The sequence below is a fragment of the Pseudomonas linyingensis genome (assembly GCF_900109175.1).
Taxonomy (GTDB): Bacteria; Pseudomonadota; Gammaproteobacteria; order Pseudomonadales; family Pseudomonadaceae; genus Geopseudomonas; species Geopseudomonas linyingensis.
This window is the reverse complement of record NZ_FNZE01000004.1, coordinates 65,772-92,043: the sequence shown is the minus strand read 5'-3', so window position 1 is coordinate 92,043 and position 26,272 is coordinate 65,772. Positions and strand designations below refer to the sequence as shown.

At 67.2% G+C, this 26,272-nt stretch carries 23 protein-coding genes; 6 read left to right on the top strand and 17 right to left on the bottom strand.

All coding sequences use genetic code 11. The features are described from left to right. Nucleotide 1: 1 nt before the first annotated feature. From nuoL to BMZ19_RS06255, 14 genes are all read right to left on the bottom strand, one after another. Nucleotides 2-1,852, bottom strand: coding sequence for an NADH-quinone oxidoreductase subunit L (nuoL, locus tag BMZ19_RS06320; RefSeq protein ID WP_090308546.1), 1,851 nt, complete (start codon nt 1,850-1,852; stop codon nt 2-4). Next, nucleotides 1,849-2,157 (bottom strand): NADH-quinone oxidoreductase subunit NuoK, encoded by a 309-nt coding sequence (nuoK, locus tag BMZ19_RS06315; protein ID WP_090308544.1) that lies wholly within the window; start codon nt 2,155-2,157, stop codon nt 1,849-1,851. Before nuoK ends, nuoL begins: the two co-directional genes overlap by 4 nt. After that, a complete protein-coding gene (gene nuoJ, locus BMZ19_RS06310; RefSeq protein WP_090308541.1) occupies nt 2,154-2,663 on the bottom strand; it encodes an NADH-quinone oxidoreductase subunit J in 510 nt (169 codons plus the stop codon). The genes nuoK and nuoJ overlap by 4 nt, the downstream gene beginning before the upstream one ends. A 12-nt stretch (nt 2,664-2,675) precedes the next feature. Next, on the bottom strand, nt 2,676-3,224 hold the full coding sequence (nuoI, locus tag BMZ19_RS06305; protein WP_090308538.1) for an NADH-quinone oxidoreductase subunit NuoI: 549 nt from the start codon (nt 3,222-3,224) through the stop codon (nt 2,676-2,678). Nucleotides 3,225-3,236: 12 nt separating this feature from the next. Beyond that, entirely contained in the window at nt 3,237-4,226 is a 990-nt protein-coding gene (gene nuoH / locus BMZ19_RS06300; protein ID WP_090308536.1) for an NADH-quinone oxidoreductase subunit NuoH, read from the bottom strand. Further along, nucleotides 4,223-6,946 carry an NADH-quinone oxidoreductase subunit NuoG gene (gene nuoG / locus BMZ19_RS06295; protein WP_090308533.1) on the bottom strand — a complete coding sequence of 908 codons (2,724 nt, stop codon included), beginning with the start codon at nt 6,944-6,946 and terminating at the stop codon, nt 4,223-4,225. Before nuoG ends, nuoH begins: the two co-directional genes overlap by 4 nt. A gap of 157 nt (nt 6,947-7,103) precedes the next feature. Further along, a complete protein-coding gene (gene nuoF / locus BMZ19_RS06290) occupies nt 7,104-8,462 on the bottom strand; it encodes an NADH-quinone oxidoreductase subunit NuoF (RefSeq protein WP_090308530.1) in 1,359 nt (452 codons plus the stop codon). Beyond that, nucleotides 8,459-8,974, bottom strand: a complete 516-nt coding sequence (gene nuoE, locus BMZ19_RS06285; RefSeq protein WP_090308528.1) for an NADH-quinone oxidoreductase subunit NuoE — start codon at nt 8,972-8,974, stop codon at nt 8,459-8,461. The genes nuoF and nuoE overlap by 4 nt, the downstream gene beginning before the upstream one ends. Before the next feature lies 1 nt (nt 8,975). Then, nucleotides 8,976-10,757, bottom strand: a complete 1,782-nt coding sequence (gene nuoC / locus BMZ19_RS06280) for an NADH-quinone oxidoreductase subunit C/D (RefSeq protein WP_090308525.1) — start codon at nt 10,755-10,757, stop codon at nt 8,976-8,978. Nucleotides 10,758-10,812: 55 nt separating this feature from the next. Then, a complete protein-coding gene (locus BMZ19_RS06275; protein WP_090308522.1) occupies nt 10,813-11,490 on the bottom strand; it encodes a NuoB/complex I 20 kDa subunit family protein in 678 nt (225 codons plus the stop codon). Between the two features lie 10 nt (nt 11,491-11,500). Beyond that, the gene (locus BMZ19_RS06270) at nt 11,501-11,914 is read right to left on the bottom strand and encodes an NADH-quinone oxidoreductase subunit A (RefSeq protein ID WP_090308520.1); all 414 of its coding nucleotides are present in this window, start codon (nt 11,912-11,914) and stop codon (nt 11,501-11,503) included. A gap of 325 nt (nt 11,915-12,239) precedes the next feature. After that, nucleotides 12,240-15,050, bottom strand: a complete 2,811-nt coding sequence (locus BMZ19_RS06265; RefSeq protein ID WP_090308517.1) for an FAD-binding and (Fe-S)-binding domain-containing protein — start codon at nt 15,048-15,050, stop codon at nt 12,240-12,242. Between the two features lie 64 nt (nt 15,051-15,114). Beyond that, nucleotides 15,115-16,260, bottom strand: coding sequence for an FMN-dependent L-lactate dehydrogenase LldD (gene lldD / locus BMZ19_RS06260; RefSeq protein WP_090308514.1), 1,146 nt, complete (start codon nt 16,258-16,260; stop codon nt 15,115-15,117). 67 nt (nt 16,261-16,327) lie between these two features. Next, nucleotides 16,328-18,022: an L-lactate permease gene (locus BMZ19_RS06255; protein WP_090308511.1), complete on the bottom strand. Its 1,695-nt coding sequence runs from the start codon at nt 18,020-18,022 to the stop codon at nt 16,328-16,330. A gap of 311 nt (nt 18,023-18,333) precedes the next feature. On the opposite strand from BMZ19_RS06255, the gene BMZ19_RS06250 reads away from it, so the two are divergent. Then, nucleotides 18,334-19,110 carry a GntR family transcriptional regulator gene (locus BMZ19_RS06250; protein ID WP_090308509.1) on the top strand — a complete coding sequence of 259 codons (777 nt, stop codon included), beginning with the start codon at nt 18,334-18,336 and terminating at the stop codon, nt 19,108-19,110. Between the two features lie 47 nt (nt 19,111-19,157). Here the strand turns inward: BMZ19_RS06250 and smpB are convergent, their stop codons facing one another. After that, on the bottom strand, nt 19,158-19,640 hold the full coding sequence (smpB, locus tag BMZ19_RS06245; protein WP_090308506.1) for an SsrA-binding protein SmpB: 483 nt from the start codon (nt 19,638-19,640) through the stop codon (nt 19,158-19,160). 121 nt (nt 19,641-19,761) lie between these two features. On the opposite strand from smpB, the gene BMZ19_RS06240 reads away from it, so the two are divergent. Together BMZ19_RS06240 and BMZ19_RS06235 are read left to right on the top strand one after the other, a co-directional pair. Continuing rightward, nucleotides 19,762-20,196, top strand: coding sequence for a type II toxin-antitoxin system RatA family toxin (locus BMZ19_RS06240; RefSeq protein ID WP_090308503.1), 435 nt, complete (start codon nt 19,762-19,764; stop codon nt 20,194-20,196). Next, nucleotides 20,189-20,509: an RnfH family protein gene (locus tag BMZ19_RS06235; RefSeq protein WP_090308500.1), complete on the top strand. Its 321-nt coding sequence runs from the start codon at nt 20,189-20,191 to the stop codon at nt 20,507-20,509. The genes BMZ19_RS06240 and BMZ19_RS06235 overlap by 8 nt, the downstream gene beginning before the upstream one ends. Before the next feature lie 93 nt (nt 20,510-20,602). On the opposite strand, the gene BMZ19_RS06230 is transcribed toward BMZ19_RS06235, so the two are convergent. Next, nucleotides 20,603-21,154 (bottom strand): outer membrane protein assembly factor BamE, encoded by a 552-nt coding sequence (locus BMZ19_RS06230; RefSeq protein WP_090308497.1) that lies wholly within the window; start codon nt 21,152-21,154, stop codon nt 20,603-20,605. Nucleotides 21,155-21,250: 96 nt separating this feature from the next. On the opposite strand from BMZ19_RS06230, the gene fur reads away from it, so the two are divergent. Next, nucleotides 21,251-21,655, top strand: coding sequence for a ferric iron uptake transcriptional regulator (fur, locus tag BMZ19_RS06225; protein ID WP_090308494.1), 405 nt, complete (start codon nt 21,251-21,253; stop codon nt 21,653-21,655). Between the two features lie 72 nt (nt 21,656-21,727). Here fur and recN read toward each other — a convergent pair whose 3' ends face one another. Beyond that, the gene (gene recN, locus BMZ19_RS06220) at nt 21,728-23,401 is read right to left on the bottom strand and encodes a DNA repair protein RecN (protein WP_090308490.1); all 1,674 of its coding nucleotides are present in this window, start codon (nt 23,399-23,401) and stop codon (nt 21,728-21,730) included. Between the two features lie 169 nt (nt 23,402-23,570). Between recN and grpE the strand changes: the two genes are divergently transcribed. Both grpE and dnaK read left to right on the top strand, forming a co-directional pair. Then, nucleotides 23,571-24,113, top strand: coding sequence for a nucleotide exchange factor GrpE (grpE, locus tag BMZ19_RS06215; RefSeq protein ID WP_090308487.1), 543 nt, complete (start codon nt 23,571-23,573; stop codon nt 24,111-24,113). Between the two features lie 121 nt (nt 24,114-24,234). Continuing rightward, nucleotides 24,235-26,157 (top strand): molecular chaperone DnaK, encoded by a 1,923-nt coding sequence (dnaK, locus tag BMZ19_RS06210; RefSeq protein WP_090308484.1) that lies wholly within the window; start codon nt 24,235-24,237, stop codon nt 26,155-26,157. Nucleotides 26,158-26,272: the final 115 nt, after the last annotated feature.

The following is a 26,272-nucleotide window of genomic DNA, read 5'->3' as shown; positions in this document are numbered from 1 at the left end:
CTTAATTCAGAAGCAGGAGGGTGGCGAGCACGAGCACGGCCCCGCCGACGATGGAGGTGGCGTACCAGCGCAGGTTGCCGGTCTGGCTCTGGCGCAGGGCGAGATGGCCGCCGCGGGCGAGCAGCGGCAGCAGGCCGATACTGATGTCGATGGGGTCGTGGCCGAGCAGGCGGCAGATCAGCAGGTAGGGGCGCACGAACAGCTTGTCGTACAGCCAGTCGAAGCCCCAGGCGGCGAACCACCAGGCCGACAGGAAACGCCCCGGCGCGCTCTGCGCCACCGCGGTTGCGAAGCGGCGCTGGCCGAGGAACAGCAGCGCGGCCAGTACGATGCCGGCGATGGCGATGACCCCGGAGGCCAGCTCCAGGCTGTGCTTGGCATCGCCGCCGGCATGGCCGACGCTTTCCGGCAGCACACCGGCCAGCGGCGGGGTGATCAGTGCGCCGACCACGGTGGACAGCACGATCAGCACGCCCAGCGGCAGGTTGTGGGCGAGGCCGTGGCCGGCATGCGCCGCAGTCTTCGCCTCGCCGTGGAAGGCGATGAAGATCAGCCGGAAGGTGTAGATCGAGGTCAGGAAGGCACCCGCCAGGCCGGCGTAGAGCAGGCCGCTGTGACCGCTGGCAAAGGCTTCCCAGAGGATCTCGTCCTTGGAGTAGAAGCCGGCGGTGATCAGCGGCAGGGCGGCCAGCGCCGCGCCGCCGACGATGAAGCTGGCGTAGGCCAGCGGCAGCTTCTTCCACAGGCCGCCCATCCTGAAGATGTTCTGCTCGTGGTGGCAGGCGTGGATCACGCTGCCGGAGGCGAGGAACAGCAGGGCCTTGAAGAAGGCATGGGTCATCAGGTGGAAGATCGCCGCGTCCCAGGCGCCCACGCCGAGGGCGAGGAACATGTAGCCGATCTGGCTCATGGTCGAGTAGGCGAGGATGCGCTTGATGTCGGTCTGCACCAGCGCGGCGAAGCCGGCCAGCACCAGGGTCACGCCGCCGACGATGCCGACCAGCTCGAGGATTTCCGGGGTCAGCAGGAACAGGCCGTGGGTGCGGGCGATCAGGTACACGCCGGCGGTGACCATGGTCGCCGCGTGGATCAGCGCCGAGACCGGGGTCGGGCCGGCCATGGCGTCGGCCAGCCAGGTCTGCAGCGGCAGCTGGGCGGACTTGCCGACCGCGCCACCGAGCAGCATCAGGGTGGCCAGCCACAGCCAGGTGTCGCCGGCGACGTACTTCTGCGGCGCCAGCACCAGCAGCTCCTGGATGTTCAGCGTGCCCAGATTCAGCAGCAGGATGAACAGGCCGATGGCCATGAATACGTCGCCGATGCGGGTGACGATGAAGGCCTTGAGCGCGGCGTTGCCGTTGGGCACGTGCTTGAAGTAGAAGCCGATCAGCAGGTACGAGCACAGACCCACGCCTTCCCAACCGAAGTAGAGGAACAGCAGGTTGTCGCCCAGCACCAGGAACAGCATGCTGGCGATGAACAGGTTGGTGTAGGCGAAGAAGCGCGAGTAGCCCTCCTCGCCGCGCATGTACCAGCTGGCGAACAGGTGGATCAGAAAGCCCACGCCGGTGACCACGCCGAGCATGGTCAGCGACAGGCCGTCCAGATACAGGGTGAAGCTCGGCGCGAAGCCGGCGACGTTCATCCACTGCCACAGCAGCTGGGTGTACACGCCGCCCTCCGGCGGCGCGACGTTGAACTGCCAGATGATCCAGGCGGCGGTCAGCGCCGACAGGCCCACCGAGCCGACGCCGATCAGCGCGGCCAGGTTCTCGGACAGACGGCCGCGGGAGAAGGCCAGCAGCAGCCAGCCGAGCAGCGGAAACAGACAGGTGAGAAATAGTAGGTTCATCCGCGCATCTCGCTGGCAGCGTCGATATCGAGGGTATTGAAGCGGCGATACAGCTGCAGCAGGATCGCCAGGCCGATACTGGCCTCGGCGGCGGCCAGGGTGATCACCAGAATGAACAGGATCTGGCCGTCAGCCTGGATCCAGCGGCTGCCGGCGACCACGAAGGCCAGCGCGCAGGCGTTCATCATCACTTCCAGGCTCATCAGCACGAACAGGATGTTGCGCCGCACCATCAGGCCGACCAGGCCGAGGCTGAACAGCACGGCGGCCAGAGCCAGGCCGTGCTCCATGGGAATCGCATTCATGCGGTGGGCTCCTTGGCTTCGTGGCGGCCGAGGTGGTAGGCGGCGACCAGCGCTGCCAGCAGCAGCATGGAGGCCAGCTCCACCGCCAGCAGGTAGGGACCGTACAGCTGGGTGCCGACGGCCTTGGCGTCGACGGTCTGCAGGCCGATGCCCGCGTCGCCGGGGTTGCCCAGCAGCACGTACAGCAGCAGGGCCAGCAGCGCGCCCGAGAGCAGGCCGGGGCCGATCCACACGCCGGGTTTCAGCCACTGGCGTTCCTGGTCGGCGGTGGCCGGGCCGAGGTTGAGCATCATCACCACGAACACGAACAGCACCATGATGGCGCCGGCGTAGACAATGATCTCCAGCACGCCGGCGAAGGGCGCGCCGAGGGCGAAGAAGGTCATCGACACGGCGAGCAGCGAGACCACCAGGTAGAGCAGGGCATGCACCGGGTTGGTGTGGGTGATCACCCGCAGGGTGGCTGCCACGGCCACTCCGGCGGCGAAATAGAAGGCGAATTCCATTTTTTCCGTCCTTTAAGGCAGCAGGCCTTTCACGTTGATCGGCTCGGCCTCGTCCTGCGCGGCGCCTTTCGGCTTGCCGGCGATGGCCATGCCGGCGACGCGGTAGAAGTTGTAGTCCGGGTTCTTGCCCGGCCCCGAGATCAACAGGTCTTCCTTCTCGTAGACCAGGTCCTGGCGCTTGTACTCGGCCATCTCGAAGTCCGGGGTGAGCTGGATCGCGGTGGTCGGGCAGGCTTCCTCGCACATGCCGCAGAAGATGCAGCGCGAGAAGTTGATGCGGAAGAACTCCGGATACCAGCGGCCGTCGTCCTTCTCGGCCTTCTGCAGCGAAATGCAGCCGACCGGGCAGGCCACCGCGCACAGGTTGCAGGCCACGCAGCGCTCCTCGCCGTCGGGGTCGCGGGTCAGTACGATGCGTCCGCGGTAGCGCGGCGGCAGGTATACGGGTTCCTCGGGGTACTGCAGGGTGTCGCGCTTGCGGAAGGCGTGGGAGAACACCATCACCAGGCTGCGCAGCTGGGTCCAGGTGCCGTGCAGCACCTCGCCGATGTATTTGAACATGGGTGTTTCTCCTTACTGGGCAGCCAGCACCAGGGCGCCGGTCACCAGCAGGTTGAGCAGGGTCAGCGGCAGGCAGAACTTCCAGCCGAAGGACATCATCTGGTCATAGCGCGGGCGCGGGATGGAGGCGCGCAGCAGGATGAACAGCATGATGAAGAAGCAGGTCTTCAGGGCGAACCAGACGAACGACAGCTGCGGCAGGATGCCGAACGGGCCGTGCCAGCCGCCGAAGAACAGGGTCACCAGCAGCGCCGAGATCAGCACGATGCCGATGTACTCGCCGACGAAGAACATGCCCCACTTCATCCCCGCGTACTCGATGTGATAGCCGTCGGCCAGCTCCTGCTCGGCCTCCGGCTGGTCGAACGGGTGGCGGTGGGTCACCGCCACACCGGCGATGAAGAAGGTGCAGAAGCCGAGGAACTGCGGAATGATGAACCACAGGTTCTGCGCCTGGTAGTCGACGATGTCGCGCATGTTGAACGAGCCGACCTGGGCGACGATGCCCATCAGCGACAGGCCGAGGAACACCTCGTAGGACAGCGTCTGCGCCGAGGCGCGCAGGGCGCCGAGCAGGGCGAACTTGTTGTTGCTCGACCAGCCGGCGAACAGCACCGCGTAGACGGTCAGGCCGGCCATGGCGAAGAAGAACAGCAGGCCGATGTTGAGGTCGGCGACGCCCCAGGTCTCGGTGATCGGGATCACCGCGAAGGCGATCAGCAGCGCACTCATGGCCACGACCGGCGCCAGGGTGAAGATCAGCCGGTCGGCGAACGGCGGCGTCCAGTCCTCCTTGAAGAACATCTTCAGCATGTCGGCGGCGATCTGGAACATGCCGAACGGGCCGACCCGGTTGGGACCGTAGCGGTCCTGCCAGAGGGCGAGCAGGCGGCGCTCGACGAAGCTGAGCAGGGCGCCGCAGACCACCACGGCGAGGAGGATGACGATGGCCTTGAGCACGCCGACGATCACGGCGATCACTTCCGGTGTGAACCAGCTCATTGCGCCACCTCCTGCAGGGCTTCGGCGAACAGGTCGCCGACCAGCGGCGGGATGCCGTCGAAGCCGGCGGGCAGGCCGAGCAGGCCGTCGGCCAGCTCGTCGATCACCTTGAGCGGCAGGCGCAGCTCGCGACCGCCGACCTTCAGGCTGAGCAGGGCGCCGTCCTTGAGATTCAGGCGCGCGGCGGCGTCGCTGCCGAGGGCTGCGTAGGCGGCCTGGATGCGTTTCTGCAGCGGCGCGGCGCGCGACGAGGTCTCGTCGCTGCCGAACAGGTGGTGCAGGGCGACCACCTGCCAGCGGCCGACGGCGCCGAGCGTGGCGGCCGGCACGGCGAACCAGTCGAGGCGATCGGCCGGGGCGTCGAACAGGCGCACGCCCGGGTCGCCGGCGCGCAGGTGGCCGCCGACCTCGTCCTGGAACTTGTTCCAGGCTTGCGGCGAGTTCCAGCCCGGCGACCAGGCGAAGGGGATCTGCTGCCGGTCTTCGACGCTGCCGGAGTAGCCTTCCATGGAGAAGGCGAAGGCGCTGTCCGGGTCCTGCGGCTGGCGCGGCTCGTGCACGCTGAGGTTGGCGCGCATCGAGGTGCGGCCGCTGTAGCGCAGCGGTTCGCGGGCCAGCTTGAGGCCCTTGATGCGGAAGGCGGCGGTCGGCGCGGCGTCGACGATGCCGGCTAGCTCCGGCTGCACGGCGGCGCAGGCGGCGGTGACCTGATCGAGCTGGGTCCAGTCGACTTGCTGGCCCTGCAGGGTGCTGTGCAGCGCGTGCAGCCAGCGCCAGCCCTCGCGCACCAGGATCTCGGCGTCGTAGTAGCTCGGCTCGAACACCTGGAAGAAGCGCTGGGCGCGGCCTTCCTGGCTGACCAGGGTGCCGTCGCCTTCGGCGAAGCTGGCGGCCGGCAGCACCAGATCGGCGCGGGCGCTGGTGGCGGTGTGCTGGTGATCGGCGACGATCAGCACCTTGGCCTTCGCCAGTGCGGCGTCCACCTTGTCGGCGGCGGCGCGGCGGTAGAGATCGTTCTCCAGCACCAGCACGGCATCGGCCTGACCGGAAATCAGGGCGTCCAGCGCGGCGTCCATCGACTCGCCACCCAGCAGGGCCAGGCCCAGGCTGTTGGCTTCGGCGACGACCAGACTGATGCCGGCATTCTTCTCGCGGTTCTTCAGCGCCTTGGCGATGTTGCCGGCCGCCTCGATCAGTGCCTGGGAGCCCAGCGAGGCGCCGGCGACGATCAGCGGACGCTGGCCGGCCAGCAGGGCGGCGGCGATGCGCGCGGCGAGGGCGGCGGCTTCGGCGTCGAGGCCGGCCACTGCCGGGGCGCTCGGGTCGATGGCGTGGGCCACGGCGCAGCCGAGGCGGGCCAGGTCGTCCGGGGCGGCGTGCACGCATTCCTCGGCGACGTCATCGAGGCGGGTGGCGGTGACGCTGGCGATGAACAGCGGATTCAGCGCCTTCTGGGCGACGTTCTGCACCGCCAGCTGGTGCCACTCGGGGATCTTCGCCGCGGCGGCGATCTCGGTGGCCTTGCCCTTGGTCGCCTGGCGCAGGGCCAGGGCGATGCGCGGCGCGGTCTGGGTGAGGTCCTCGCCGAGCACGAACACCGCGTCGAACTCTTCCAGCTCGCGCAGCGACGGGGTCGGCAGCGGGCCGTTGTCCAGCAGCTGGCGGATCAGGCGCAGGTTTTCCAGCTCGCTCGCGGCGATGCCGCTGTAGAAGTTCGCGGCGCCGACCAGTTCGCGCAGGGCGAAGTTGCTTTCCAGGCTGGCGCGCGGCGAGCCGATGCCGATCACCTGGCGACCCTTGAGCAGTTCGGCGGCCTTATCCAGCGCGGCGTCGATGCCGAGCTTGGCGCTGCCCTGCTGGCCATTGGCGAGCAGCGGCTGGCGCGGACGGTCGGTGCGGTTGACGTAGCCGTAGCCGAAGCGGCCGCGGTCGCAGAGGAAGTAGTGGTTCACCGAGCCGTTGAAGCGGTTCTCGATGCGCCGCAGCTCGCCGTAGCGCTCGCCGGGGCTGGTGTTGCAGCCGACGCTGCACTGCTGGCAGATGCTCGGGGCGAACTGCATGTCCCACTTGCGGTTGTAGCGCTCGGAGTGGGTCTTGTCGGTGAACACGCCGGTCGGGCAGACCTCGACCAGGTTGCCGGAGAACTCGCTCTCCAGCACGCCATCCTCGACGCGGCCGAAGTAGACGTTGTCGTGGGCACCGTAGACGCCCAGATCTTCGCCGCCGGCGTAGTCCTTGTAGTAGCGCACGCAGCGGTAGCAGGCGATGCAGCGGTTCATCTCGTGGGCGATGAACGGGCCGAGATCCTGGTTCTGGTGGGTACGCTTGGTGAAGCGGTAGCGGCGCTTGTTGTGGCCGGTCATCACCGTCATGTCCTGCAGGTGGCAGTGACCGCCTTCCTCGCACACCGGGCAGTCGTGCGGATGGTTGGTCATCAGCCATTCGACGACGCTTTCGCGAAAGCGCCTGGCTTCCTCGTCGTCGATGGAGATCCAGGACTTGTCGGTGGCGGGCGTCATGCAGGACATGACGATGCGCCCGCGGGTGTCGTTCTCGTCGTTGTACTGCTTCACCGCACACTGGCGGCAGGCGCCGACGCTGCCCAGCGCCGGGTGCCAGCAGAAGTAGGGAATGTCGAGGCCGAGGGACAGACAGGCCTGCAACAGGTTGTCTGCGCCATCGACTTCGAACGACTTGCCGTCTACGTGGATAGTGGCCATGGTTCAGGTTTCTTCTTTGCCCGCTCGCGCGGACTGGCTAATGGAATTCCGTGGTGCCGCGCGCCTTCTGGCGCGCGATGCCGGGGCGGGGAAATGCGCTGGCGCACATTGCGCGTCGCAACGTCCCGCCTGCCGGCTTGCATTCTTTGCCGGCGCCTCAGGCGCCGGCCATCTGTACCGCGTCGCTGCGCGGCGCACTGCCCGGCGCCACGCCGGCCTCGAACTCGGCGCGAAAGTACTTGATCGCACTGCCCAGCGGCTCCACCGCACCCGGTGCGTGGGCGCAGAAGGTCTTGCCCGGGCCGAGGAAGTCGACCAGGCCGAGGAGGATCTCGATGTCCTCTGCGCTGCCCTGGCCGCGCTCCAGCGCACGCAGGGTCTTCACGCTCCACGGCAGGCCGTCGCGGCACGGGGTGCACCAGCCGCACGACTCGCGGGCGAAGAACTCCTCCATGTTGCGCAGCAGCGACACCATGTTGACGGTGTGGTCGATGGCCAGGGCCAGGCCGGTGCCCATGCGGGTGCCGACGTGTGCGATGCCGGCGCTGTGCATCTGCGCCGACAGGTGCTCGGGGAGCAGGAAGCCGGTGCCGGCCCCGCCGGGCTGCCAGCACTTGAGTTGGTAGCCGTCCTGCATGCCGCCGGCATAGTCCTCGAACAGCTCGGCGGCGCTGATGCCGAACGGCAGCTCCCACAGGCCGGGATTCTTCACCTTGCCGGAGAAGCCCATCAGCTTGGTGCCGTGGTCGGTGCTGCCGGCGCGGGCCAGCGAGTGGTACCACTTGACGCCGTTGTTGATGATCGCCGGCACGTTGCACAGCGACTCGACGTTGTTGACGCAGGTCGGCTTGCCCCACACGCCGACCGCGGCGGGGAACGGCGGCTTGGCCCGCGGGTTGGCGCGGCGACCTTCCAGCGAGTTGATCAGCGCGGTTTCCTCGCCGCAGATGTAGCGCCCGGCGCCGGTATGCACGAACAGCTCGAAGTCGAAGCCCGAGCCGAGGATGTTCTTGCCGAGCAGGCCGGCGGCCTTGGCTTCCTCGATGGCGCGGTTGAGGTTGGCGGCGGCGTCGACGTACTCGCCGCGCAGGAAGATGTAGCCGCGGTAGGCCTTGAGCGCCCGCGCGCTGATCAGCATGCCCTCGATCAGCAGGTGCGGCTGCTGCTCCATCAGCATGCGGTCCTTCCAGGTGTTGGGCTCCATCTCGTCCGCGTTGCACAGCAGGTAGCGGGTCTTGATCGACTCGTCGGCCGGCATCAGGCTCCACTTCACCCCGGTGGGGAAGCCGGCGCCGCCGCGGCCCTTGAGCCCGGATTCCTTGACCTCGTGGACGATCTCGGCCTCGGCCATGTCCCTGAGCGCCTTGCGCGCGGCGCTGTAGCCGTCCTTGCGCTGGTACTCGTCGAGCCACACCGGCTGGGCGTCGTCGCGCAGGCGCCAGGTCAGCGGGTGGCTTTCCGGCGTGCGGGCGATGCGGTTGGCCGGGCCGACGGAGGTGAGGGTCTTGGCGGTCATGGGTACGCCTCCAGCAGTTGGCCGACGGCAGCGGCGCTGACGTTGCCGAAGGTGTCGTCGTCGATCATCAGCGCCGGGGCCTTGTCGCAGTTGCCCAGACAGCACACCGGCAGCAGGGTGAAGCGGCCATCGCTGCTGGTCTGGCCGGGAGCGATACTGAGCTGCTGCTGGATGGCGCCGAGCACCGACTCGTGGCCGCCGATGAAGCAGGTCATGCTGTCGCAGACGCGGATGATGTGGCGACCGACCGGCTGGCGGAAGATCTGGCTATAGAAGGTGGCCACGCCCTCGACGTCGCTGGCCGGGATGCCGAGCACCGCGGCGATGGCGTGGATGGCGCCGTCCGGCACCCAGCCGCGCTGCTTCTGGACGATCTTCAGCGCTTCGATACTTGCGGCGCGCGGGTCCTCGTAGTGGTGCATCTCGTGCTCGATGGCCGAGCGCTCGGTCTCGCTGAGGGCGAAACGGTCGGTCTGGATCAGGTTCTGCGAAGAAACAGGGGTCTGGCTCATATCAGCGGTCCACGTCAGCCATCACGAAGTCGATACTGCCCAGATAGGCAATCAGGTCCGGCACCATGCTGCCGCGGATCACCGCGGGGATCTGCTGCAGGTGGGCGAAGCTGGGGGTGCGGATCCGCGTGCGGTAGCTCATGGTGCTGCCGTCGCTGGTCAGGTAGTAGCTGTTGATGCCCTTGGTCGCCTCGATCATCTGGAAGCTCTCGTTGGCCGGCATCACCGGGCCCCAGGACACCTGCAGGAAGTGGGTGATCAGGGTCTCGATGTGCTGCAGCGTGCGTTCCTTCGGCGGCGGCGTGGTCAGCGGGTGGTCGGCCTTGTACGGGCCTTCCGGCATGTTGCGCAGGCACTGGTCGATGATGCGGATGCTCTGACGCATCTCCTCCACGCGCACCAGGCAGCGGTCGTAGGCGTCGCCGCTGTGGGCCAGCGGCACCTCGAACTCGAAGTTCTCGTAGCCGGAGTACGGCCGCGCCTTGCGCAGGTCGAAGTCGAGACCGGTGGCGCGCAGGCCGGCGCCGGTGACGCCCCACTCCAGCGCTTCCTTGGTGTTGTATTGGGCCACGCCCTTGGTGCGGCCGATCAGGATGCTGTTCTTCAGCGCGGCCTTCTCGTACTCGTCGAGGCGCTTGGGCAGCCAGTCGACGAACTCCTTGACCAGGCGGTCCCAGCCGCGCGGCAGGTCGTGGGCGACGCCGCCGATGCGGTACCAGGCCGGGTGCAGGCGGAAGCCGGTGATCGCCTCGATAACCTGGTAGGCGCGCTGGCGGTCGGTGAAGGTGAAGAACACCGGCGTCATGGCACCGACGTCCTGGATGTAGGTGCCGAGGAACAGCAGGTGGCTGGTGATGCGGAAGAACTCGGCGAGCATCACGCGGATGAAATCGACCCGGTCGGGCACCTTGATGCCGGCGAGCTTCTCGACCGCCAGCACGTAGGGCAGGTTGTTCATCACCCCGCCGAGGTAGTCGATGCGGTCGGTGTAGGGGATGAAACTGTGCCAGCTCTGCCGCTCGGCCATCTTCTCGGCGCCGCGGTGGTGGTAGCCGATCTCCGGCACGCAGTCGACGATCTCCTCGCCGTCCAGCTGCAGGATGATGCGGAAGGCGCCGTGGGCGGACGGGTGGTTGGGGCCGAGGTTGAGGAACATGTAGTCCTCGTGCTCGCTGCCGCGCTTCATGCCCCAGTCCTCCGGCTTGAAGCGCAGGGCTTCCTGCTCGAGGTCCTGCTTGGCGGCGGACAGGCTGAACGGATCGAACTCGGTGGCGCGCGCCGGGTAGTCCTTGCGCAGCGGATGACCTTCCCAGGTCGGCGGCATCAGCAGGCGAGTCAGGTGCGGGTGGCCGGCGAAGGTGATGCCGTAGAGGTCCCAGACCTCGCGCTCGTACCAGTTGGCGTTGGGCCAGATGCCGGTGGCGGTCGGCACATTGAGGTCGCCTTCGCGCAGGGCGACCTTGATCATCACGTCGCTGTTCCGCTCGATCGACAGCAGGTGGTAGAACACGCTGAAATCGGCGGCGGGCAGGCCGCGGCGCTGGGTGCGCAGGCGCTCGTCGACGCCGTGCAGGTCGTAGAGCATCACGTAGGGCTTGCTCACCTGGCGCAGGAAGCTCAGCACCTCGATCAGGCGCGCGCGCGGCACCCACAGCACGGGCATGCCGGTGCGGGTGGGCTGGAGAGTAAAGGTGTCGGCGCCAAAGCGCGCCTGGAGTTCAACGACGATATCCTGGTCATCGGCCTGGTACGGCGGGATGGCCAGAGCGGTGTCTGCAGTCATGATTCTCGATCGCTCGGTCAACGGATGGGCGCGCCCGCGTCTGGCGGGCAGGGGCTCACACTTCGTCGGGGCTGCGCAGGTTGGTCACCTGGATGCGCTGTTCACGGCGTACGTCGCGCTGCGCCGGCATGTCGGCACGGTAGACGCCCTGGTCGCCAACCACCCAGGACAGCGGACGACGCTCCTCGCCGATGGAGTCCTGGAGGAGCATCAGCGCCTGCAGGAACGCCTCGGGGCGGGGCGGACAACCGGGAACATAGACGTCGACGGGAAGGAACTTGTCCACCCCCTGGACGACCGAGTAGATGTCGTACATGCCGCCAGAGTTGGCGCATGCACCCATGGAAATCACCCACTTGGGCTCCAGCATCTGCTCGTACAGGCGCTGGATGACCGGGGCCATCTTGATGAAGCAGGTGCCGGCCACCACCATGAAGTCGGCCTGGCGCGGTGAGGCGCGGATCACCTCGGCGCCGAAGCGGGCGATGTCATGGGGTGCGGTGAACGCGGTGGTCATCTCCACGTAGCAGCAGGACAGGCCGAAGTTGTACGGCCACAGAGAGTTCTTGCGCCCCCAGTTGACGGCCTTGTGCAGGACGTCTTCCAGCTTGCCCATGAAGATGTTCTTGTGGATCTCGTCCGCTAGCAGGGGATCGGAAACGGTCTCCCGCTGGCCGATCGGATACTGGTCATTGACCGCATCCGGATCGATCCGGGTAAGTTCATATCGCATTGCCAAAGCCTCATTGTTTCAGCTTCGCCTGCCGCTTGCGGCGTGCTTCGGGCGCCCAGTCGAGCGCGCCGATACGCCAAAGGTAGACAAGACCCGCCAACAGAATTGCTATGAATACGGTAGCTTCGATGAGGCCCGCCCAGCCGCTTTCGCGGATGGAGACGGCCCAGGCAAAGAGGAAGAGGGCTTCGACGTCGAAGATCACGAAGAGCATCGCGACCAGATAGAATTTGGCGGAGAGGCGCAGGCGGGCGCTGCCGGTGGGCACCACGCCGGCTTCGAACGGCTCGTTCTTGCTGCGCCCCCAGGCGCGGCTGCCGAGCAGACTGGAGACGCCGAGCATGAAGGCGATCAGACCGAAGACGCCGAGCAGGAAGACGGCGAAACTCCAGTTGTGGGCAAGCAGGGCGCTTGATTCGGTCATGCCGGAAACTCTCCAAAAGCGGGAGGTGCGTGCTGCAGGCTGCTGTTGTGCGGGTGACGTCCGGTTGATTGCGTCACTTTGTCGCGGCCTGAAACAAAGTGACGCAATTCTATGCTTGTGCACTGCGGAAGTAAATTTGTCCATTGGGATTATCTTTTTCATCAGGGGGAACAATCACGCGCGGGCGGGCAACCGCCGGAGGACGAGGGTTTGCGCTTTCCCCTGGGCAAAAAAAGACCCCGCCGAGGCGGGGTCGAATGTGCCGTAGCACGACCTTGATGGGGCAGCGAGGCGCGGCCTCGCTGGTTTCTGGCACGCAGCGTGCTCAGAGGGTTTTCGCGCGGGTGACCCGGTCGACCAGATAGACCAGGCCGTGGTAGTCGATGCCGCCGTGCTGCGACAGGCCGATCTCGCAGGTGCGGCTGGTGGAGATGCCTTCGCCGCACTGCTGCACCGCTTCCTGCAGCGAGCGCAGCGCGTGGGCGTTGAGTTCCGGAACGTTGAAGCCCTTGTCGCCGGCGAAGCCGCAGCAGTGGATGCCTTCCGGTATGACCACGGTCTGCGTGCAACGTTGCACGACGTCGATCAGTCCCTGCGCCTCGCCCAGGTGCTGGGTGCTGCAGGTGACATGCACCGCCACCGGCTCGGCCTGCGGGCTGAACTCCAGGCGCTCGAGCAGATGCTCGCGGATGAACTTCACCGGGTCGTAGACCTCGAGCCGCTCATCCTGCAGGTCCTGCACCAGACGCAGGGTGCACGGGCTGGTGTCGCAGTAGATCGGGTCGAGCCCACCGCGGCTGGCCTTGACCAGCGCGGCGATCAGCTCGCGGCGCTTGGTCTCGGCCTGCTCGGGATAGCCCTTGGAGGCGAACGGCTGGCCGCAGCACAGGTTGTCCAGCTCGGCGGGGAACACCACCTGATAGCCGGCCTTCTCCAGCAGCGCACGGGTCTTGTCGATCAGCGGCACCTGCTCGGCATCGGCGAACGCCGGGCCCATGGCGCGCGATACGCAGGCGGCCAGGTAGACCACCCGCGGCTTATCCGTTTGCTGCGGCGCGGCCGGCAAGTGCAGGCGCACCGGCTGCGGCATCACCGCCGTCCACTGCGGCAGGCGTTCGCCGGACAGGCGGCGCAGCCCGGCGCTGAGCGCGGCCAGGCGCGGTGCGCCGAGCAGCTTGCGCGCGGTGTCGGCGGCGGCCAGGGTCAGGCGGGTGCCCTTCAGCGCGGCGGCGAAGTGGCCGGCCAGCCAGTCGGCGGCGCCGGCATGCCCGGCTTCCCGGGCGCGCAGCTTGCGCACCAGATCCCCGGTGTTGATCCCCACCGGACAGCGCTGGGCGCACAGGCCGGTGGCGGCGCAGGTGTCGAGGCCGTGGTAGTGGTAGGCCTGCTCCAGCTCCGTGGTGTCGATGCCGGCGCGCTTCTTCGCCTGGATGTCGCGCCAGATGACGATGCGCTGGCGCGGGGTAAGGGTCAGGCCGTTCGACGGGCACACCGGCTCGCAGAAGCCGCACTCGATGCACTTGTCGACGATCTCGTCGGCGGCCGGCAGCGGCTTGAGGTTCTTCAGGTGGATCTCGGGGTCTGCGGAGAGCACCACGTCGGGGTTGAGGATGCCGCGCGGGTCGAGCAGGCGCTTGATCTTCCACATCAGCTGGTAGGCTTCCGTGCCCCACTCCAGCTCGACGAACGGCGCCATGTTGCGCCCGGTGCCGTGCTCGGCCTTCAGCGCGCCGCCGAACTCCACCGCCACCAGCTGCGCCACCTCGCCCATGAACGCCTCGTAGCGGGCCACCTGGGCCGGGTCGTCGAAGCCCTGGGTGAACACGAAGTGCAGGTTGCCCTCCAGCGCGTGGCCGAACAGGATTGCCTCGTCGTAGTGGTGACGATCGAGCAGCTCGAGCAGGCGGTTGACGCCCTCGGCCAGACGCTCGACCGGGAAGGTGACGTCCTCGATGATCACCGTGGTGCCGGTGTGGCGCACCGCGCCGACCGCCGGGAAGGTGTCCTTGCGGATCTTCCACAGCTGGTTGTAGACCGCCGGGTCCTCGCTGAAGTCGACCTGCTTCTCCACCGGGAACTCGGCGATGGAGGCCATGATCCGCTCGATCTGCTCGTGCAGCAAGCTCTGGCTGGCCGCGCGCGACTCGATCAGCAGCGCACAGGCGCCGGCGGACAGCTCCCGTACCCAGCACGGCATGCCCTGCATGTTCTCCACCGAGCGCAGGCTGCGGCGGTCGAGCAACTCGACAGCGGACACCGGCTGCTGCTTGAGCAGCGGCACGGCGCGGCAGCAGTTCTCCACGTCGGGGAAGACGATCAGCGCGCTGGCCTTGTGCGGGTAGTCGGGCACGGTGTCGTAGGTCACCGCGCTGATGAAGCCCAACGTGCCTTCCGAGCCGACCATCAGGTGGTTGAGTATATCCAGCGGCTGATCGAAGTCGACCAGCGCGTTGAGCGAGAAACCGGTGGTGTTCTTCAGCCGGTACTTGTGGCGGATCTTGTCGGCCAGCGCGCTGTTGGCGCGGGTCTGCCGGCCCAGCTCGGCCAGCTCGGCGAGCAGTGCGCCGTGGCTTTGCCGGAAGGCGGCGACGCTCATCGGGTCCTCGCTGTCGACCACGCTGCCGTCGGCCAGCACCAGGCGCAGGCCGGCCAGGGTCTTGTAGCTGTTCTGCGCGGTGCCGCAGCACATGCCGCTGGAGTTGTTGGCGACGATGCCGCCGATCTTCGCCGCGTTGATCGACGCCGGGTCGGGGCCGATCTTGCGCTGGAACGGCGCCAGCACGGCGTTGGCCTGGGCACCGATCACCCCCGGTTGCAGACGGATCTGCGCGCCGTTGGCGCGGATGTCGCGACCGTTCCAGTGGTCGCCGAGGACGATCAGCACCGAGTCGCTGATCGCCTGGCCGGACAGGCTGGTGCCGGCGGCGCGGAAGGTCACCGCCACCTGCTGGGCGTGGGCCAGCTTGAGCAGTTCGACCACCTCGGCTTCCGACTCGACGCGCAGCACCAGCTTCGGTATCAGTCGGTAGAAGCTGGCGTCGGTGCCGAAGGCCAGGGTCGACAGCGGGTCGTCGAAGCGCCGCTCGCGGGGGATCAGGCGCTCGACGGCGGCGAGGAAGGCAGCGGGCAGGCTCATGGAAGGCTCCGGCAATCACGGTTCTTGCAGGAGCCAACGGGCTCCTGCAGTGGAGGCAGTGGCGTCAGGCGCCCAGTTCGCGCACCAGCGAGTCGCGGCTGATCTCGCCGATCGTGCGGGCACCGGTCAGGGTCATGGCCACGCGCATTTCCTTGTCGATCAGTTCCAGCAGGTTGCGTACTCCGGCGCCGCCCGCGGCCGCCAGCGCGTAGACGAAGGCGCGACCGAGCATCACGCTGTCGGCGCCGAGGGCGAGCATGCGCACCACGTCCAGACCCGTACGGATGCCCGAGTCGGCGAGGATCTTCAGCTCACCCTTCACCGCGTCGGCGATCGCCGGCAGGGCGCGGGCGCTGGACAGCACGCCGTCGAGCTGGCGGCCGCCGTGGTTGGAGACGACGATGCCGTCGGCGCCGAACTTCACAGCATCCTTGGCGTCTTCCGGATCGAGGATGCCCTTGATGACCATCGGGCCGTCCCAGAAGTCGCGGATCCACTCGAGATCCTTCCAGGAGATCGACGGGTCGAAGTTGTTGGCCAGCCAGCCGATGTAGTCCTCAAGGCCGGTGGGGTTGCCACGGTAGGCGGAGATGTTGCCCAGGTCGTGGGGCTTGCCGAGCAGGCCGACATCCAGCGCCCAGTGCGGGTGGGTGACCGCCTGCAGGTAGCGGCGCATGGCGGCGTTGGGGCCGCTCATGCCGGAATGGGCGTCGCGGTAGCGGGCGCCGGGCACCGGCATGTCGACGGTGAACACCAGGGTGGTGACGCCGGCGGCCTTGGCGCGCTCCAGGGCGTTCTTCATGAAGCCGCGGTCCTTGAGCACGTAGAGCTGGAACCACATCGGCCGGTCGATGGCCGGCGCCACTTCCTCGATCGGGCAGACCGAGACGGTGGACAGGGTGAAGGGGATGCCCTTGGCCGCCGCCGCCCGGGCCGCCTGTACTTCGCCGCGGCGCGCGTACATGCCGGTCAGGCCGACCGGGGCGAGGACCACCGGCAGGGCCAGCTTCTCGCCGAACAGCTCGGTTTCCAGACTCAGCTCGGACATGTCCCTCAGCACCCGCTGGCGCAGGGCGATGTCGGCCAGATCCTCGGTATTGCGTCTGAGGGTGTGCTCGGCATAGGCGCCGCCGTCGATGTAGTGGAACAGGAACGGCGGCAGGCGGCGCTGGGCGGCGGCGCGGTAGTCGGTAGAGGCGGAGATGATCATGCGACGGCTCCCAATAGGTTCGCAGGGACATCGCCCCGGCCGGGCCGGGGCGATGTCGGGCTTTGGCTTAGCCGGCCACCAGCGGGTCGCTGACGCCGAAAACGTAGATTGCCAGCATGGCGATCACGCCAGTGAGCAGGATGTAGTAGAAGGTCGGCCACACGGTCTTGCGCAGGGTGGTGCCCTCGCGGCCGAGCAGGCCGACGGTGGCGGAGGCCGCCACCACGTTGTGGATCGCCACCATGTTGCCGGCGGCGGCACCGATGGCCTGCACGGCGACGATCAGCGCGCCGGAGATGCCCAGGCTCTCGGCCACGCCGAACTGGAACTGACTGAGCATCATGTTGCTCACCGTGTTGGAGCCGGCGATGAAGGCACCGAGGGCGCCGACGCTGGGCGCCAGCAGCGGGTAGATGCTGCCGACGCTGTCTGCCACCCACTGCGCCATGGCGATCGGCATGCTCGGCAGCGCGCTGGCATTGACCCCGGAGTTGATCAGGATGCGCACCATCGGCACGGTGAACAGCAGTACGAAGCCGGCGCCGAGCAGTACCTTGCTCGACTCGCCGACCGCGGTGCCCAGGTCACGCAGCTTCATGCCATGCAGGAAGAAGGTGGCGATGACCACGGCGACCAGGATGCCGCCGGGCAGGTACAGCGGCATGAAGTCGGCCTTGATGCCGGTTTCGCCGAGCAGGTCGGGGAACACCAGAACCACCGACTTGAGGGCGGCGCCGACCTCCGGGAACACCCGGCTGATCACCAGCAGCAGGCCGACCAGCACGTAGGGCAGCCAGGCGCGCAGGGTGCCCATCGGTTTGGCGGTCAGCTGGTCGAGCTTCATTTCCACACTGCCCAGCCACTCGCTCGGCCACTCCTTGGCATCAGCGAAGTCCCAGGTGCTCTTGGGTATCAGGAAGCCGAAATGGGCGGCGGTGGTGACAATGGCCAGACCAATCAGTCCGCCGGCCAGCGAGGGGAACTCGGGGCCGAGGAACACGCCGGTGGCGGCGTAGGGCAGGGTGAAGGCCAGGCCAGCGAAGATGGCGAACGGCAGCACTTCGAAGCCGGCCTTCCAGCTCTTCTCCTTGCCGAAGAAGCGGGTCAGCATCAGCACCATGATCAGCGGCATCACGGTGCCGACGGTGGCGTGGATGATCGCCACGTTGCTGGTGATCAGCTGCAGGAATGCGTCCCAGCTGGAGCCCTGCTCGACCAGGCGGGCGCCGAGCGTGGCGGTGTCCAGGCCGCTGTTGACGCCGATGATGATCGGCGTGCCGACCGCACCGAAGGAGACCGGGGTGCTCTGCACCAGCATGCCGAGCATCACCGCGGCCAGCGCCGGGAAGCCGATGGCCACCAGCAGCGGTGCGGCGATGGCGGCCGGGGTGCCGAAGCCGGAGGCCCCCTCGATGAAGCAGCCGAACAGCCAGGCGATGATGATCGCCTGGATGCGCCGGTCGGGACTGATGGTGGCGAAACCGGCGCGGATCGCGGTGATGCCGCCGGAGTGCTTGAGGGTGTTGAGCAGCAGGATGGCGCCGAAGATGATCCACAGCACGCCGATGGTGATGATCAGGCCCTGCACGGTGGAGGCGAGCACCCGATTGAGGCTCATCTCCCACACGTACAGGCCGATGCCGGCGGTGAGCAGGTAGACCAGCGGCATGGCGCGCTTGGCGGGCCAGCGCAGGCCGACCAGCAGGATGGCGGCGAGCAGGATCGGGGAAAACGCGAGTAGCGCGAGAATGCCGGGTTGCATGACGATGACCTCGGGATCAGTGGCGCGCGACGCGCGGGCAGGAAGGATGGCTACGGCGGGTGGGACGGGGGAGCGGAGCGGGCATAGCGAGACCTCGTCGGCCGGTTATTGGATTTGTTGCTGTCAATTGGTAATACCAATTTACAGTCGGCGCAGGAAAGGGTAAAAGTCGGCCGTGGGGCTGTCAATCCGTCCCCCTACGACTTTCGTCGTGAGGTGCTGCGCTGTAAGGTTCCCGGTCGCGGCGTTAGGCTTGCTGGCCGCGCGCCCTGGCAAGGGCTGCAGTGGTCAAACCAGTGGAGAGATGAACAATGGGATTCGGTCCGGTTCGGCAGCGCCGTCTGTCGGATGACATCGTCGAGCGCCTCGAGGCGATGATCCTCGAGGGTTCGCTCAAGGCCGGCGAGCGCCTGCCGGCCGAGCGCGTGCTGGCCGAGCAGTTCGGCGTGTCGCGCCCCTCGCTGCGCGAGGCGATCCAGAAACTGGCGGCGCGCGGTCTGCTGGTCAGCCGCCAGGGGGGCGGCACCTTTGTCGCCGAGACGCTGGGCTCGACCTTCAGCGATCCGTTGCTGCACCTGCTGGAAAACAGCGTCGAGGCGCAGCGCGACCTGCTCGAGTTCCGCCACACCCTGGAGGGCGCCTGCGCGTTCTATGCCGCCCAGCGCGCCACGCCGGTGGATCACACGCGCCTGCGTGAGGCGTTCGAGGAGCTGCAGCGCTGCTATGCGGCGTCAGTGCCGGGCGGTGGCGCCGAGGAGGGGCTGGCCGATGCGCGCTTCCATCTGGCGATTGCCGAGGCCAGTCACAACGCGGTGCTGCTGCACACCATCAAGGGGCTGTTCGACCTGCTCAAACGCAACGTGGTGACCAACATCGGCGGCATGTACGCGCAGCGCACAGAAACCCGCGACATGCTGATGCGCCAGCATCAGGAGCTGTTCGAGGCGATCGTCGCGGGGCGCGCCGAGGAGGCGCGGGCAATTTCCAACCGGCACATCCACTACGTGCAGGAGGTGTTGTCCGAGGTGCAGCAGGAGGCGCGCCGCGAGGCGCGTTCGCGGCGGCGGCAGAGCGTGCAGGAGGGGTGAGCTGAAGGGCGCGCCGGCAACGGGTGCCGGCCCCAGGGGCTGGTGGCTTACTCGTCCTTGCCCTTGCTGCGCACGGCGCGCTGGATCTCGCGGTTGGAGTCGCGCTCCTTCTCCACGGCGCGCTTGTCGTACTCCTTCTTGCCCTTGCCCAGGGCAATTTCGCACTTGACCAGGTGCTTCTTCCAGTACAGCGCCAGGGCCACGCAGGCGAAGCCCTTCTGCTGGACCGCGCTGTGCAGCTTGTCCAGTTCCTTGGCGTGCAGCAGCAGCTTGCGAGTGCGCGTCGGGTCGGCGATGACGTGGGTGCTGGCGGCGTTCAGCGGGGTGATGTGGCTGCCGAGCAGCCAGGCCTCGCCATCCTTGAGCAGCACGTAGCTGTCGGTGAGCTGGCCCTTGCCGGCGCGCAGACTCTTGATTTCCCAGCCGGCCAGGGCGATGCCGGCCTCGAGGCGCTGCTCGATGTAGTAATCGTGCAGCGCCTTCTTGTTCAGCGCGATGGTTCCGGCGGGATGTTTTTTCTGTTTAGCCATAGGCTGCGCATTATAGGGATTTGCCCTGCGCCGCGCCATGCGTGTCGGTGCTCGGTGTGGCGCTTGAGCGGTTGCGGCGAATTTCGGACAATGTGCGGACATTTTCCGGCGAGCCTCCTGCATGAGCACGCGAATTCAACGCTCGGCCCTGTTGCCGTATCCGGCGCAGGCGCTCTACGACCTGGTCAACGATGTGGCCAGCTACCCGCAGTTCCTGCCCTGGTGTTCGGCCGCCGAGGTGCTGGAGAGCAGCCCCGCGCAGATGCGCGCGACCCTCAAGGTGGGCAAGGCGGGGATCAGCCAGCAGTTCACCACCTGCAACACCTTGGTGCCGGGCGAGAAGATCGAGATGAAGCTGGAGCAGGGGCCGTTCCGCTCCCTGCACGGCGTCTGGACTTTCCAGGCGTTGAACGAGACTGCCTGCAAGATCACCCTCGACCTGTCCTTCGAGTATTCCGGTGCGCTGGTCAAGGCGACCCTCGGGCCGTTGTTCAACCAGGCGGCGACCACCATGGTCGACGCCTTCTGCCAAAGGGCCAAGCAACTGTATGGATAAGCCGGACACCATCGCCGTCGAGGTGGTCTACGCCCTCGCCGACAAGCAGAAACTGCTGCGCCTGAGCGTGCCCTACGGTACCAGCATGCGCGAGGCGGCCGAGCGCTCGGGGATCGCCGGGCTGTTTCCCGATCTGGATCTGGCCACGGCGCCGATGGGCATCTTCGGCAAGGCGGTGGCCAAGCCCGAGGAGCGGGTGCTGGAGGAGGGCGAGCGGGTGGAGATTTACCGGCCGCTGATCGCCGATCCCAAGGAGGCGCGCAAGCAGCGCGCGGCCAAGGTCGCCAAGGTCAAGGCGGAAGGCGAGGAGTAGACGCGGCGGCGCTCTGTCTTGCGCAGCGTGCCGGCGCGAAAATGACAAAGCCCGAGTCGATGCTCGGGCTTTGTCCTATACGACGGCGGATGCTTACTCGGCGGTTTCGGACTCGAGCTCCAGCGATTCCGGCGTAGGCACCGGGGCGGTTTCGGCCTCGTCGACGTCCTGCTGGATCTGTTCCAGCAGCGAGCCGGGGGCGGGCGCGGGTTCCGCGACGGCCGGGGCCGGGGTGCTGGCTGCTTTCGCGGGGCTGGCTTCTTCCAGCTGGGTGGCGGCGCTGCTGCCGCGGATGGCTTCGTCGCGGCTCTGGCCGGGGATGAAGTCGCCGGACAGGCCGACCAGCTGGTCGTTGCCGTCGAACACCAGGCTGATGCGCTCCTGCTGGCGCGCACCGCCGCCGGGCTGCAGGCTGTACAGGTAATCCCAGCGATTGGCGTGGAAGGTGTCGGTGATCAGCGGATTGCCCATGATAAACCGTACCTGACGTCGGGTCATTCCGGGACGCAACTGGTCTATCATGTCCTGAGAAACCACGTTGCCCTGCTGGATGTCGATCTTGTAGACCCCCGGAAACGAACAGCCGGCGAGTGCTACGAGTCCCATAAAGGTGAGGCCGGTCAGCATGAGCTTGGCTTTTTGCATCGGTGGGTCTCTTCCACTATCTTGGCAGGCAACAGAACCGGGATCATACCCGCATTGAGGGAGGCTGCGAAGCGCTCCCCCACGAGAAAGCTGAACATGGTTGAAAACAACGAGTTGCGCAAAGTCGGGCTGAAGGTCACGTTGCCCCGGGTAAAGATTCTGCAGATGCTGGATTCTGCCGAGCAGCGGCACATGAGCGCCGAGGATGTCTACAAGGCGCTGATGGACGCCGGCGAGGATGTCGGGCTGGCGACCGTGTACCGGGTGCTGACCCAGTTCGAGGCGGCCGGTCTGGTGGAGCGGCACAACTTCGATGGCGGCCACGCGGTCTTCGAGCTGTCCGATGGTGCGCACCACGACCACATGATCAATGTCGATAGCGGCGAGGTGATCGAGTTCATCGATCCGCAAATCGAGAAGCTGCAGCGCGAGATCGCCGCCCAGCACGGCTACGATCTGGTCGACCACAACCTGGTGCTCTACGTGCGTCCGAAGTCCTGAGCGGGACTGTAGGTCAAACAAAAAGGCGACCTTGCGGTCGCCTTTTTTCGTGGTGCGGCGGTTGGCTGGGGGTCAGGCTGGGGTGCTGCCGATCATCTGCCGGGCATGCGCCAGGGAGACCTCGGTGAGGTCGAGGCCGCCGAGCATGCGGGCGACCTCCTCGATGCGCTGAGCGTGGCTGAGGCGGGCCACCGCGGTGCGGGTTTCGTCGCTGCCGCGCTGCTTGTGCACGAACAGGTGCTGGTGGCCCTGAGCGGCGACCTGCGGCAGGTGGGTAACGGTGATCACTTGGCCGCGTTCGCCGAGGCAGCGCAACAGCTGGCCGACCACCTCGGCGGTGGGGCCGCCGATGCCGACGTCGACCTCGTCGAACACCAGGGTCGGGACGCGCGAGGTCTGTGCGGTGATCACCTGGATCGCCAGGCTGATGCGTGACAGCTCGCCGCCAGAGGCGACCCTGGCCAGGCCCTTGAGCGGCTGGCCGGGGTTGGCGCTGACCTGGAACTCCACCTGCTCCTGTCCCTGGGGTTGCGGCTCCTCGCCGGCGACCGGCTGCAGGTCGATGGCGAAGCGCCCGCCGGGCATGCCCAGGCGCTGCATCTCGGTCTCCACCGCCGCGGCCAGGCGTGCGGCGGCGGCGCGGCGCAGCTGGGTCAGTTCGTCGGCCTTGTCGCGGTAGTGGCGGGCATAGGCTTCCAGCTCCTCGCCCAGGCGCTCGACGGCGCTGTCGTCGGCGTGCAGCGCCTGCAGCTCCTGGCGCAGCTGCTCCTGCAGGGCACCCAGCTCCCCCGGCTGGATGCGGTGCTTGCGCGCCAGGCTGTAGATGCTGTCCAGACGCTCCTCGATCTGCTGCTGGCGCTGCGGGTCGGCTTCGAAGTGGTCGATGAAGCGGTTGAGGCCGCTCACCGCCTCCTCGACCTGGATCTGTGCGCTGGCCAGCAGGCCGACGGCCTCGTCGAGGGCGGCCGGCTGGCCGCTGCCGGCGCTCAGGCGGTGGATGCTGCTGCCCAGGGCGGCGAGCACGTTGCCGCTGTCGCTTTCGCTGCACAGCTCGAGTACCTGGCGGCAGGCGTCGAGCAGGGCGCCGGCGTTGCTCAGGGTCTTGTGCTGTTGTTCCAGTTCGTCCAGCTCGCTGGCGCCGAGGGCCAGATTGTCCAGTTCCTCGAGCTGGTAGCTGAGCAGCTGCTGGCGGGCGCGCTGCTCGTCGCCGTTCTGCGCCAGGCGCTGCAGCTCGCTGCGGGTCTGCCGCCAGCGCTGGGCGGCCAGCTGCACCTGGCGGGCCAGCTCGCTGGCGCCGGCATAGGCGTCGAGCAGGCGGCGGTGGGTGTCGGGCTTGAGCAGCGACTGGTGCTCGTGCTGGCTGTGGATGTCGATCAGCCGCTCGCCGAGGCTCTTCAGGTCGCCGAGCGGGCAGGGGGTGCCGTTGATGTAGGCGCGCGAGCGCCCCTCGCGGGTGATCACCCGGCGCAGGATGCATGGGCCGTCGCCCTCCAGGTCGCGCTCGGCCAGCCACTGCTGGGCTTCGGGGATGTCGGCGAGGTCGAAGCTGGCGAGGATGTCGGCCTTGTCGGCGCCGGGACGCACCACGCCGCTGTCGGCGCGATCGCCGAGGGCCAGGCCGAGGGCGTCGAGCATGATCGACTTGCCGGCGCCGGTTTCGCCGGTGATGACGCTCATGCCGGCGCACAGCTCGAGATCGAGCTGCTCGACGATGGCGTAGTTGCGGATCGACAGGTGCACGAGCATGGCGTGGCCCTCGCGGTTCGTTGGTCTGTGTATTTGTACAGTATGTGTGAATTTATACAGTAGTCCATCCGGCGTCGGCAATCCCCCCTTGAAGCTGGCGCATGCGCCCCCATATAGGCGGCTGAATCAAGGGCCGCTGCGCCCGACCGTTGTTTTCAAGGAGACATCCATGGCTGACGAACACAAGCTTGATCCGCAGAATCCCGAAGCCGAGGCACCGGGCGCGGCGGAAGCCGCCGCCGGCGACGATCTGGCGCAGCGCGTGCAGGCGCTCGAGGAGCAGCTGGCGGAAGCCCGGGATCAGGCCCTGCGTGCGGCTGCCGAACTGCACAACGTGCGCCGTCGCGCCGAGCAGGACGTGGAGAAGGCGCACAAGTTCGCCCTGGAAAAATTCGCCGCCGACCTGCTGATGGTGGTTGACAGTCTGGAGCGCGGTCTCGAGCTGTCCGATCCGGCCGACGAGGCGATCCGCCCGATGCGTGAAGGCATGGAGCTGACCCTCAAGGCGTTCCACGATACCCTCAAGCGCTACCAGGTCGAGGCGCTCGATCCTCACGGCGAGCCGTTCAACCCCGAGCAGCACCAGGCCATGGCCATGCAGGCCAGCCCCGGCGTGGAGCCGGGCAGCGTGCTCAAGGTGTTCCAGAAGGGCTACCTGCTCAACGGTCGCCTGCTGCGCCCCGCCATGGTGGTGGTGAGCAAGGCCGAGTGAAGTGAATTGCCGGGAATGCCCTTGAAAGCTGTCGGGGCATCCCCATCTGTAGTGCCAAGTATCCAGTCATCCGGGCGGCAGCCAGAAGCGTCGCCCCGAGTCAAAGTTTCCGGAGAGTGAAATGGGCAAAATCATCGGTATCGACCTGGGCACCACCAACTCCTGCGTGTCCGTTCTGGAGAACGGCGTGGCCAAGGTCATCGAGAACGCCGAAGGCGGTCGTACCACCCCGTCGATCATCGCCTACAGCAACGATGGCGAGATCCTGGTCGGCCAGTCGGCCAAGCGCCAGGCGGTGACCAACCCGCACAACACCCTGTACGCGGTGAAGCGTCTGATCGGTCGTCGCTTCGAAGAAGACGTGGTGCAGAAAGATATCCAGATGGTGCCGTACAAGATCGCCAAGGCCGACAACGGTGACGCCTGGGTCGAGGTCAACGGCCAGAAGATGGCGCCGCCGCAGATCTCCGCGGAAATCCTCAAGAAGATGAAGAAGACCGCCGAAGACTATCTCGGCGAGACGGTCACCGAAGCGGTGATCACCGTGCCGGCCTACTTCAACGACAGCCAGCGCCAGGCCACCAAGGACGCCGGCCGCATCGCCGGTCTCGACGTCAAGCGCATCATCAACGAGCCGACCGCCGCGGCGCTGGCCTACGGCATGGACAAGGCCAAGGGCGACCACACCATCATCGTCTATGACCTGGGCGGCGGCACCTTCGACGTGTCGGTGATCGAGATCGCCGAAGTCGACGGCGAGCACCAGTTCGAGGTGCTGGCCACCAACGGCGACACCTTCCTGGGTGGCGAGGACTTCGACATCCGCCTGATCGACTACCTCGTCGACGAGTTCAAGAAAGAAAGCGGCATGAACCTCAAGGGCGACCCGCTGGCCATGCAGCGCCTGAAGGAAGCGGCGGAGAAGGCCAAGATCGAGCTGTCCTCCAGCCAGCAGACTGACGTCAACCTGCCGTACATCACCGCCGACGCCACCGGGCCGAAGCACCTCAACGTGAAGATTTCCCGCGCCAAGCTGGAAGCGCTGGTCGAGGATCTGGTGCAGCGCACCATCGAGCCGTGCCGCATCGCCCTCAAGGACGCCGGCATCGACGTGGCCAAGATCGACGACGTGATCCTGGTCGGCGGCCAGACCCGCATGCCGCTGGTGCAGCAGAAGGTCGCCGAATTCTTCGGCAAGGAAGCGCGCAAGGACGTCAACCCGGACGAAGCCGTGGCCATGGGTGCCGCCATCCAGGGCGCCGTACTGGCCGGCGACGTCAAGGACGTGCTGCTGCTCGACGTCTCCCCGCTGACCTTGGGCATCGAGACCCTGGGTGGCGTGATGACCGCGCTGATCGAGAAGAACACCACCATCCCGACCAAGAAGTCGCAGGTGTTCTCCACCGCGGACGACAACCAGAACGCGGTGACCATCCACGTGCTGCAGGGCGAGCGCAAGCAGGCCGGGCAGAACAAGTCGCTGGGCCGCTTCGACCTGGCCGACATTCCGCCGGCGCCGCGCGGCGTGCCGCAGATCGAGGTCACCTTCGACATCGACGCCAACGGCATCCTGCACGTGTCCGCCAAGGACAAGGCCACCGGCAAGCAGCAGTCCATCGTGATCAAGGCCAACTCCGGCCTGTCCGAGGAAGAGATCCAGCAGATGGTCCGCGACGCCGAGGCCAACGCCGAGGAAGACCGCAAGTTCGAGGAGCTGGTGGTTGCACGCAACCAGGGTGACCAGCTGGTGCACGCCACCCGCAAGATGGTCACCGAGGCCGGCGACAAGGCCGCCGCCGAGGAGAAGGCTGCCATCGAGACCGCGCTGGGCGAGCTGGAAGCGGCCGTCAAGGGCGACGACAAGGCGGCCATCGAGGCCAAGATCGAGGCCCTGTCCCAGGTGACCGCGCCGCTGGCGCAGAAGATGTACGCCGAGCAGGCGCAGGACGCCACCCAGGCCGGCGGCCAGCAGGACAAGGCGGCCGGCGACGACGTGGTCGATGCCGAGTTCGAGGAAGTCAAGGAAGGCAAGGACAACAAGTAAGCGTCACGCTTGCTTCCGCCCTGACCCGCTGCAGTCCGTCTGTAGCGGGTCCTGACCGCCGCGCGGGAGCTTGCTCCCGCGTCGGCGTGTCTGGGGAAGACGAAATCGGAGTGCA

Excerpts from the sequence above, each read along its gene's own strand:
- nuoL (WP_090308546.1), bottom strand. The coding sequence starts at position 1,852 with ATGAACCTACTATTTCTCACCTGTCTGTTTCCGCTGCTCGGCTGGCTG.
- nuoK (WP_090308544.1), bottom strand. The coding sequence starts at position 2,157 with ATGAATGCGATTCCCATGGAGCACGGCCTGGCTCTGGCCGCCGTGCTG.
- nuoJ (WP_090308541.1), bottom strand. The coding sequence starts at position 2,663 with ATGGAATTCGCCTTCTATTTCGCCGCCGGAGTGGCCGTGGCAGCCACC.
- nuoI (WP_090308538.1), bottom strand. The coding sequence starts at position 3,224 with ATGTTCAAATACATCGGCGAGGTGCTGCACGGCACCTGGACCCAGCTG.
- nuoH (WP_090308536.1), bottom strand. The coding sequence starts at position 4,226 with ATGAGCTGGTTCACACCGGAAGTGATCGCCGTGATCGTCGGCGTGCTC.
- nuoG (WP_090308533.1), bottom strand. The coding sequence starts at position 6,946 with ATGGCCACTATCCACGTAGACGGCAAGTCGTTCGAAGTCGATGGCGCA.
- nuoF (WP_090308530.1), bottom strand. The coding sequence starts at position 8,462 with ATGACCGCCAAGACCCTCACCTCCGTCGGCCCGGCCAACCGCATCGCC.
- nuoE (WP_090308528.1), bottom strand. The coding sequence starts at position 8,974 with ATGAGCCAGACCCCTGTTTCTTCGCAGAACCTGATCCAGACCGACCGT.
- nuoC (WP_090308525.1), bottom strand. The coding sequence starts at position 10,757 with ATGACTGCAGACACCGCTCTGGCCATCCCGCCGTACCAGGCCGATGAC.
- BMZ19_RS06275 (WP_090308522.1), bottom strand. The coding sequence starts at position 11,490 with ATGCGATATGAACTTACCCGGATCGATCCGGATGCGGTCAATGACCAG.
- BMZ19_RS06270 (WP_090308520.1), bottom strand. The coding sequence starts at position 11,914 with ATGACCGAATCAAGCGCCCTGCTTGCCCACAACTGGAGTTTCGCCGTC.
- BMZ19_RS06265 (WP_090308517.1), bottom strand. The coding sequence starts at position 15,050 with ATGAGCCTGCCCGCTGCCTTCCTCGCCGCCGTCGAGCGCCTGATCCCC.
- lldD (WP_090308514.1), bottom strand. The coding sequence starts at position 16,260 with ATGATCATCTCCGCCTCTACCGACTACCGCGCCGCCGCCCAGCGCCGC.
- BMZ19_RS06255 (WP_090308511.1), bottom strand. The coding sequence starts at position 18,022 with ATGCAACCCGGCATTCTCGCGCTACTCGCGTTTTCCCCGATCCTGCTC.
- BMZ19_RS06250 (WP_090308509.1), top strand. The coding sequence starts at position 18,334 with ATGGGATTCGGTCCGGTTCGGCAGCGCCGTCTGTCGGATGACATCGTC.
- smpB (WP_090308506.1), bottom strand. The coding sequence starts at position 19,640 with ATGGCTAAACAGAAAAAACATCCCGCCGGAACCATCGCGCTGAACAAG.
- BMZ19_RS06240 (WP_090308503.1), top strand. The coding sequence starts at position 19,762 with ATGAGCACGCGAATTCAACGCTCGGCCCTGTTGCCGTATCCGGCGCAG.
- BMZ19_RS06235 (WP_090308500.1), top strand. The coding sequence starts at position 20,189 with ATGGATAAGCCGGACACCATCGCCGTCGAGGTGGTCTACGCCCTCGCC.
- BMZ19_RS06230 (WP_090308497.1), bottom strand. The coding sequence starts at position 21,154 with ATGCAAAAAGCCAAGCTCATGCTGACCGGCCTCACCTTTATGGGACTC.
- fur (WP_090308494.1), top strand. The coding sequence starts at position 21,251 with ATGGTTGAAAACAACGAGTTGCGCAAAGTCGGGCTGAAGGTCACGTTG.
- recN (WP_090308490.1), bottom strand. The coding sequence starts at position 23,401 with ATGCTCGTGCACCTGTCGATCCGCAACTACGCCATCGTCGAGCAGCTC.
- grpE (WP_090308487.1), top strand. The coding sequence starts at position 23,571 with ATGGCTGACGAACACAAGCTTGATCCGCAGAATCCCGAAGCCGAGGCA.
- dnaK (WP_090308484.1), top strand. The coding sequence starts at position 24,235 with ATGGGCAAAATCATCGGTATCGACCTGGGCACCACCAACTCCTGCGTG.